Here is a 7,337-nt window from a genome sequence, read left to right as displayed (position 1 = left end):
ATGGGCTATCATTCACCTGGCTCATCTCCTGGAATAGTAAATCTCCTCAACAGCTGCCCTGTCCCGAGCGACGATGTTTATGAGGGCGGGAAAGCATGCTGGTTAATATAATAAAGGATAAGGGTTAGGGGAGGGGTAAAACAGGGTTACGGACTACCAATCACGTATTAGATGCTTGAAATAACAGGATAAACTTCCGAAAACCGATGCAACATCCCCACCGCTTGTTGTGCAACATCCCCACCGCTTGCAATGCAACATTCCCACCTAGGGCCCCAAGTTATCCTTGTGATGTCCACAGAAATCGCCTTTTTGTCCACATTTCACCCCTTTACGACGCCATCTGTGCAGCATTCCCACCTAGATGTTTCTGAAAATAGTGGGTTGACAGAGCTGCATCGATTCCACTCGTATAAAGTGTGCAACGTTCCCACCTACGAATATAGCTTGAACTGGTGGTCAAAAAATAACCTGTGCATCATCCCCACCGAAAGCGTGCAACATCCCCACCTAAGAAATGGCACTTTTCCACAGGTTTATCCACAGTAAATGTGGATACGTTGCTATGATATTGGGCTTAATATACCGTTATCATTTTGAAGAGCCCATATAAACGATTTGTCTCCAAGTCCAACAGATTAATACCCAATAAAAAACCATGCCAGGTAAGGGGCGGTATTTGTTACGTTAAGCGAGCTATATAGGGTGGGGGGAAGGCCTAATGGTGCAGCGTTCCCACCTATATTGCTGTCGATATAAGAGAGGAAGGGCCGTCAACTGTGCAGCGTTCCCACCTATATTGCTGCCGCGATCAAGGAGGAAGGGCCGTCAACTGTGCAGTGTTCCCACCTATATTGCTGCCGCGATCAGGAAGGAAGGGCCGTCAACTGTGCAGCGTTCCCACCTATATTGCTGCCGCGATCAGGGAGGAAGGGCTGCCAACTGTACAACATTCCCCCCTAAGCTGCCTGGTTATAAGTGTTGAGATTGAGGTTGACGGCCGTTGAAAGCGGCTCCAAGTTCGACAATAGCTTCAACAAGTCATCTAGCAGAGGTAGCGGTGACTTCGGAGAGTTAGCGGGCTTGATCGGCCGAGAAACAGCCCAACCAGCCCATGTGTGCAGCATTCCCCTACGCAGTTAATAAACACATCACCATGCTTCATTCCATCGCTTAAAGGAGAGGCCTGCTAACTGAGTTAAAGCCCCAGAATTGCCATAAACTCAGTAATGGAATAAATATTACAGCGGACTTTCACTTATAGAATGTAAGTCTTTTTGTAGCCGAATAGAGTTGCTTTTATAATTTGCACGCTTGACAGTTTTAACAAACTTATCCGTAGGATAAATCGTGTAATATACATCCATGAGCTTCTTGCCTTCTGTAATGCGCTTTGTTTTATAGCTAGCTATAACCTCATGCTCAACGAGAACGTCAAGAGCAATCTTCATGGCACGCACATTACTCCCCATGCGATCAGAGAGCCCTCGGGGGCTGCCTGAAAGGTACGAAACGAGGCGAGGGGTATAGGGGTCTTTGGCTGACGCCTGGCTCCAGTAGTGACTCATTCGCTTATGCATGTACCTAGCAAGAGGACTCTTAATTGACATCGAAGTGCTATAGTCATATAGGCGGAAAGTTTGTTTAAGAATGCTCTCTGTTACTAAAGGGTTAAACTGTACGTAGCATTTAGTATCACCTTCTCGCATCTGAATGTCTTTTCGTGTGGTCAAGCCTACCATCGGGAAAAAGCTTGAAGAAATAACAGTTTCATTATCATTTGTGACCGTTTCAAGCTGTGCGCCACGACAAACAAGAATTGCCTCTTTTATCTCGCTAAGTTTAAACTCATGCTTATTCCGGCGTAACTCTGCACGCAACTCGTAGAAAGTAAAAAGCACACCTACTTTACCATCGATCATGACGCTACCGCCATTAACTGCCAGCTTACGTAAAGCGTCTTCTATAATCTCTTCTCGCTCACCAGGGTAAACTAGCTCATGTTTACCTTTTTTATTCTCAATAATAGCTGGCTTAACTTTAACCTTTATAATGCGGTCGCCAATACGGCATTCGCGCTCTCTTACGGCGCTGTTAAGGTCGGTGAATCGCCGGCGCTTTTCCAAAGAGTATTTGGGCAATGCATCATAGATGTCGATGCTATTACTATAGTTTCTGTCCCTACTATCGTTCAGGCTGAACAGGTCAAGCTGAGGTGGTTTATTAACCGCAACCGCTTGTATGTCCTTGTCTTTATTGCTATCGCTGGCCATATCTAACCTCTGTCAGCCTACAGTATTAACCTGCTTTTTCTCTTCGATAAGCCAAGAATCAACGTCCTCGGCACCGTACTGATCCTTCCAGGCTCTCAAAGTCTTATGATTGCCGCCTCTTGTTTCGACAATCTCGCCATTATGAGGATTGCGATATACTTTTATCTTTCGGATCTTACGTCGAGCTGGGGGCGTATTTGTGCTTTTATCTGTATCAATTATCGCTATAACGTCCAAGGCCGATTTTTTATAAGCAGTCATAAGCGATTTTAAGTTATTAAAAAAAACGCTTTCACGCTTAAATTCCTCTCGACTCTCTAACAATCTTAGTTGCTCTCGAAGAGAATCAGATCGCTTCTGCAGCCGTTGATATTCGCGCAATAGGGACATGTGTATCCAAAGCCAGACAGATAGAAAGTGTGCAAAGCACATTTTGGGGCTTACTTGGCTGCATGTCAACGATATCGATTGATGACAATTGCTGATCGGCTTTCGCACTGCTTCTCTGGCCAGGTCGGCGCATAGGCATAAATAAGCGCCAATCTCGTAAAATCTGGGGGGAATGCCCCTCTAAAAAGCACAGATTTCGCGTACAGACTGACTGAAAATGCAATTTAAGGCCATTTTATACATATAAAACAGCAACATGTAGTCAAAACATCCTCTTGCGAGTGAGCATAAATTACCTCGTTATCACACCGTTGGGCTGGCGCTTGGTCTCTCTACTTATTAAAATAGTTATTTAAGAAAGTAGAGAAGGGTGGAGATGGTCAAAAGTCGGAATTCAAGCCAACCATGAGGATGAGCTGAATGATCTGGCAGACCGCATACAGCAACTCACTTGTCACCGACCCGCTCGTACTGGTTTTTGACCAGAATGGCACCGGATGGGAACGTTTAGTTCAAAGGGTTCGCGCCATGCACCTGCCGTCTGCAAGAGGCCTTCACCATTTTGCATCAGGGCTCAGCTTTGTCGGAAGTTAGGGGCAGCCCTGACCAGGGAAAGAATCACAACCACATTGGAGCTTATGGATGTTCGATCACTTAATTATGCCACCTCGCGCAGGATATGCTGTTCTCACTACCAATGACTTTATGGCCATTGTCCGTGACACGGGCGAAATAGTCAGCGTCCTAGAGGACGCCGATGCAGTGCTCGAGCACATGAGCTTAACCCTCCCGGGTGGACTGCGGCGCCAGCGAGTCTACGTTGAGTCGGCACCTGGCTCACTAGGCTTTCACGAGCTTGTGCATGTGGCCGGGGATCTGATTGATATTGTTGCGTGTTCAGATGATCAGGCTGATCATTTGCAGCAACAGGTTGCTACCGCAGAAGGGAGTCTCGGGAATGGCTGACTCACTGACGATCATCCCTCCCGCCGCCACTGGGAACCTTGCGGTTGCACCGGATGCTCTGACAGAGGCGAAAGGAAACCCAGCGCTGTCCTACCTTATGGGCTTAGGCTCTCGCCGAAGTAGGGTAACAATGCGATCGCACCTTCTGAATATTGCCCATCTTAGCGGTGGCCACGACATCAAAACCTGTCCGTGGCATCAGCTTCGACGTGAGCATGTGCGATCGATAATCGAGCTGTTGAGCGAGCTAGATAAGGCTCCCGCAACCATCAACACATCTCTCTCCGCAATGAAAGGTGTGGCCCGGGAGGCTTGGGTTGCCGGGGGTATGGATAGTGAAAGTTACCAACAGATAAACGATCTCAAGTCGGTTAAAGGGTCGAGGCTGCCTAAGGGTGTTCACCTGGATGATGCCACGATCAGTGCCCTTTGTTCCGCATGCGAAACAGACGAGACTCCAAAAGGTGAGCGTGATGCAGTGTTGCTTAATTTGTTGGTCAATACAGGGTTGCGTCGTTCGGAATCTGTATCGATAGACCTAGAGATGATTGACCACGGCCGGCAATCGATCAGGATCGTAGGCAAAGGGAATAAAGAACGTATCATATTCATGGCCAAGGATACTTTTCAGAGGGTCGTGGCATGGCAAAGTAAACTAGGGCGTGATACCGGCCCATTGTTCCCCAGGGTGCGCCGCCACGGGATTATCACTGACGCACGCATAACTGATCAGGCCGTGTACTTCATCATCAAAGAGAGGGCCGCTCAGGCAGGAATCGAGGTATGCGCACCACATGACTTCCGACGCACATTCGCCACTAACATGCTGGATCGAGGCGTTGACGTTCTCACTGTGCAGTACGCTTTAGGGCATAGCAATCTAGCCACTACACAACGTTATGACCGAAGCGCTGAAAGGCGCCTAGAGGAGGCGATGAAAGCGATATGACACAGCAAACCAAGGCATCACCCAAAGTTAGTGAAGTCATCCAGCGCCTGGCTGATAGTGGCATAGGGTTCACCGCCAGCCACGATGGCCCAGCTGGGATGGTTACCGTGACGCTAACGCCAGGTCAGCTCGAGATGTTCTGGAGCGATCCGCCAACGGCTTTTGCCAGCGTCTATGGTGTCAGCCGCGATGACTACATCGCCTGGCATGCAGCTGGGTACATGGCCCAGTGTGGAAATCTGACAGCCAGAGGAAGGCGGTGTCGCAATGCCGTTGTAGATGGGCATCTTGTAGGCTCTCCAGACCGCTGGTTAGCGATGAATGGAGGCTATTGTAACGTCCATGGTGAAGGATTTTCCTAATAAAAAAGGGAGCCCGTTAATGGGCTCCCTTGATTGCTGCAATGTCACTAACCAAAGTGCTTGTAGAAGGAGGCAGGGTCCAGAATTCCCCAGCTTTCAAGGGAGTAATAGCCCATGGCACCTTCTGGGGAGCTAGGGTCACGAATGAAGAGGATCTTCACCTTTAACTCTTCCCGGATCGAGGTCAGCTGACGCTTAACCGTACCGGCCGGGATATTCGTAGCTTCAGCAATGTCCTGAAGGCTCGGGCGATCCATGTGGTCAATGGCACGGATGATGTCGTATTTTCGCTGTGTGTCACGCGATAAGCTCGGCATAGAGGTCAGTCCTCACCCTCGACGCCAAGTAGTTTAACGTCCGAGACACTTACTCTAAGCGTGTGCATTTCATCATTATCGAGCCGGACCCAGCAATAGCCTGGCTCGTGATCGATGCGGTCAGTCTGGAGCAATCCGCTACTCCATGCGCCCTTAACTTTGACGCTTACCACAATCCGAGCCCTGGCAGGCTCCTTTGCCATAACTGGCGCTGGGGCTTCCGACTTTGCGCCAACCGTCTCCTTGGGTATGGGCTGCTCTTTGTTAGCGATCGGTTTTGGTGCCTGTGGCTCTATCGGTGCAACATCCCCCTTACCAGGAGTTGGGCTGTCGTCCTTGGGAGTATGTGTTGACTCTGCTGACTGGCTGCCTGCAGTTGTGCCACCCTCGCCCGACTGCGGCGCCGCGGGGGTCGAGTCGAGCCCGCTCAGCGGTGGCTGGTCATCGTGCGTCCCTTGAGCTGCTGGCGCCCCCTGGGGCTCTATGGGGGTTGTTACTGGGTCTTCAGCCAGGGTGCCATTCTTCGCCTGTTTCAGTAGCTCACGGCATGCTTTTCGGCTTATGCCGTCTACCAATGCCTTTTCGCAAATGCGTTCTGCCTTCTCTGGAGCAATCTGATATATCTGCCTAAGCGAATTCAAGGATTCTGGATCAGCCGTGACCTCTTCCTCATAAAGTTTCTGAACGCACTCCGGGAGCTTGAGCAGGGAAAGGTGCTGTGAGATGAAGCCACGTGACTTGCCTAGACGCTTAGCCACATCAACGGCCTTCCAGTCCTCATCAATGAATTTTTGAATCCCCTTGGCTATTTCCATCGGGGTCAGGTTCTCACGCTGGATGTTTTCGATCAGCTCTCCAGCTGTCTCGTCCAGCTCGTCCTGGTCCTTTTTGTTGACGATTGCCTCTACGGGTACGCCGGCCTGTTTACAGGCACGCCAGCGGCGTTCACCTTTCTGAATCCGATATTTACCATTGGCATCCTTGGGATATACGATGATCGGCTGTTCCTGGCCATGCGACTTTATAGAGTCAGCTAGCTCCTCAATACCGGCGAATTTCACGCGAACCTGCCCATCTTTCGGCACCACATCTGCTGTATCCAGCACCAATACTTCTTTGGCGCCTTTAGAGCGGCGTGAGAGGCTTTGCAGGTTGTCTAGTTGTCCTAATGCCATGTCAGCCCACCTTTTCCATGAGTTCTTCGATCACTGCACGGATCTCTTTGCCTGCCTCTCGTGCCGATGTCTTTTTTATGCTCCAAACGGGCACGCCGTTAAGGTTGGCCACGTCGAGTTGGCCTCGAACGCCAATTTCAGACTTGTAGACCAAATCCGGCACCGCCTTGCGAAGCTCATCCCGCGTGATCATATCCTCCTCGAAGCCGCGCTTGAGGTTATTGATCACCATCCCGGTATTTTCCAACGCGGGATTCAGCTCCTCCTGAACGCTTATGATCGTATTCAGCAGACCCTCTACACCATCCAGTGCAAAACCACTCACTTGCACCGGACAAATGACATGGGTGGACATGGTGAGGGCAGCAACCAGCTTACGGCCCAGACTAGGGGGACAGTCGACCAGCACATAATCGTAGTTGTCTAGTATGCCGCTAGCCTTGAGATTTGTGATTGGGTTCACTACACAGTTCAGCGGTAGGGACTCAATCTCGGATAGCTCTGGATCGTTTTTGGTGGTCCAGATCAGATCCATTCCTCTCACGCATTTCATCGGCTTGATTTCATGCATGTTCTCATCGAACAGCCTGACCGATGGAGTGCCTGTATAGGTTGCCTCATCGCTCTGGCTCAACCGGCTAGAGGTGTTGCCCTGAGGGTCGAAGTCAACTGCTAGCACGCGATAGCCCGCCTCCACGAGATAGAAGACAGCTTGAAGACAAATGGTCGATTTTCCGACCCCGCCTTTCTGATTGGAGAAACTGATAATTTTGGTCATGGTGTTCCCGGTAGCCGACCTGGAATTGACAGGTTGAGAATATCCTTGTGAAAACGGTGGCGATCCCTGCCAAGTTACGCATGCGAAACATGATAATCCACATAAAATGATACGGCAAATAGTATAA

At 49.9% G+C, this 7,337-nt stretch carries 8 protein-coding genes; 3 read left to right on the top strand and 5 right to left on the bottom strand.

Annotation, left to right across the window (positions count from 1 at the left end):
• Window positions 1–1,241 precede the first annotated feature (1,241 nt).
• Both ACT3UM_RS22935 and ACT3UM_RS22930 read right to left on the bottom strand, forming a co-directional pair.
• The gene (locus ACT3UM_RS22935) at window positions 1,242–2,273 is read right to left on the bottom strand and encodes a plasmid replication protein (RefSeq protein ID WP_498902330.1); all 1,032 of its coding nucleotides are present in this window, start codon (window positions 2,271–2,273) and stop codon (window positions 1,242–1,244) included.
• Between the two features lie 12 nt (window positions 2,274–2,285).
• Window positions 2,286–2,663 carry a histone-like nucleoid-structuring protein, MvaT/MvaU family gene (locus tag ACT3UM_RS22930; RefSeq protein ID WP_498902329.1) on the bottom strand — a complete coding sequence of 126 codons (378 nt, stop codon included), beginning with the start codon at window positions 2,661–2,663 and terminating at the stop codon, window positions 2,286–2,288.
• Window positions 2,664–3,305: 642 nt separating this feature from the next.
• On the opposite strand from ACT3UM_RS22930, the gene ACT3UM_RS22925 reads away from it, so the two are divergent.
• From ACT3UM_RS22925 to ACT3UM_RS22915, 3 genes are read left to right on the top strand one after another with little or no spacing between them, the layout of a single operon-like run.
• Window positions 3,306–3,629 carry a hypothetical protein gene (locus ACT3UM_RS22925; RefSeq protein WP_498902328.1) on the top strand — a complete coding sequence of 108 codons (324 nt, stop codon included), beginning with the start codon at window positions 3,306–3,308 and terminating at the stop codon, window positions 3,627–3,629.
• The gene (locus ACT3UM_RS22920; RefSeq protein WP_498902327.1) at window positions 3,622–4,578 is read left to right on the top strand and encodes a tyrosine-type recombinase/integrase; all 957 of its coding nucleotides are present in this window, start codon (window positions 3,622–3,624) and stop codon (window positions 4,576–4,578) included. Before ACT3UM_RS22925 ends, ACT3UM_RS22920 begins: the two co-directional genes overlap by 8 nt.
• Window positions 4,575–4,940 carry a hypothetical protein gene (locus tag ACT3UM_RS22915; RefSeq protein WP_498902326.1) on the top strand — a complete coding sequence of 122 codons (366 nt, stop codon included), beginning with the start codon at window positions 4,575–4,577 and terminating at the stop codon, window positions 4,938–4,940. Before ACT3UM_RS22920 ends, ACT3UM_RS22915 begins: the two co-directional genes overlap by 4 nt.
• A 47-nt stretch (window positions 4,941–4,987) precedes the next feature.
• Here the strand turns inward: ACT3UM_RS22915 and ACT3UM_RS22910 are convergent, their stop codons facing one another.
• Genes ACT3UM_RS22910 through ACT3UM_RS22900 form a run of 3 tightly spaced genes read right to left on the bottom strand, consistent with a single transcriptional unit; the run spans window position 4,988 to window position 7,210 of the window.
• On the bottom strand, window positions 4,988–5,257 hold the full coding sequence (locus tag ACT3UM_RS22910) for a helix-turn-helix domain-containing protein (protein ID WP_498902325.1): 270 nt from the start codon (window positions 5,255–5,257) through the stop codon (window positions 4,988–4,990).
• A gap of 5 nt (window positions 5,258–5,262) precedes the next feature.
• Window positions 5,263–6,432, bottom strand: coding sequence for a ParB/RepB/Spo0J family partition protein (locus ACT3UM_RS22905; RefSeq protein WP_498902324.1), 1,170 nt, complete (start codon window positions 6,430–6,432; stop codon window positions 5,263–5,265).
• Window position 6,433: 1 nt separating this feature from the next.
• A complete protein-coding gene (locus tag ACT3UM_RS22900; protein WP_144815725.1) occupies window positions 6,434–7,210 on the bottom strand; it encodes a ParA family protein in 777 nt (258 codons plus the stop codon).
• Window positions 7,211–7,337 lie beyond the last annotated feature (127 nt).

Source organism: Halomonas sp. AOP13-D3-9 (assembly GCF_052379125.1).
In the GTDB taxonomy this organism is placed as follows: domain Bacteria; phylum Pseudomonadota; class Gammaproteobacteria; order Pseudomonadales; family Halomonadaceae; genus Vreelandella.
This window is presented reverse-complemented; position numbering and strand designations above follow the sequence as displayed.

Bases quoted from the DNA above. Each gene is read 5' to 3' on its own strand.
- ACT3UM_RS22920 (WP_498902327.1), top strand. From the start codon at position 3,622: ATGGCTGACTCACTGACGATCATCCCTCCCGCCGCCACTGGGAACCTT.
- ACT3UM_RS22935 (WP_498902330.1), bottom strand. From the start codon at position 2,273: ATGGCCAGCGATAGCAATAAAGACAAGGACATACAAGCGGTTGCGGTT.
- ACT3UM_RS22925 (WP_498902328.1), top strand. From the start codon at position 3,306: ATGTTCGATCACTTAATTATGCCACCTCGCGCAGGATATGCTGTTCTC.
- ACT3UM_RS22905 (WP_498902324.1), bottom strand. From the start codon at position 6,432: ATGGCATTAGGACAACTAGACAACCTGCAAAGCCTCTCACGCCGCTCT.
- ACT3UM_RS22915 (WP_498902326.1), top strand. From the start codon at position 4,575: ATGACACAGCAAACCAAGGCATCACCCAAAGTTAGTGAAGTCATCCAG.
- ACT3UM_RS22910 (WP_498902325.1), bottom strand. From the start codon at position 5,257: ATGCCGAGCTTATCGCGTGACACACAGCGAAAATACGACATCATCCGT.
- ACT3UM_RS22900 (WP_144815725.1), bottom strand. From the start codon at position 7,210: ATGACCAAAATTATCAGTTTCTCCAATCAGAAAGGCGGGGTCGGAAAA.
- ACT3UM_RS22930 (WP_498902329.1), bottom strand. From the start codon at position 2,663: ATGTCCCTATTGCGCGAATATCAACGGCTGCAGAAGCGATCTGATTCT.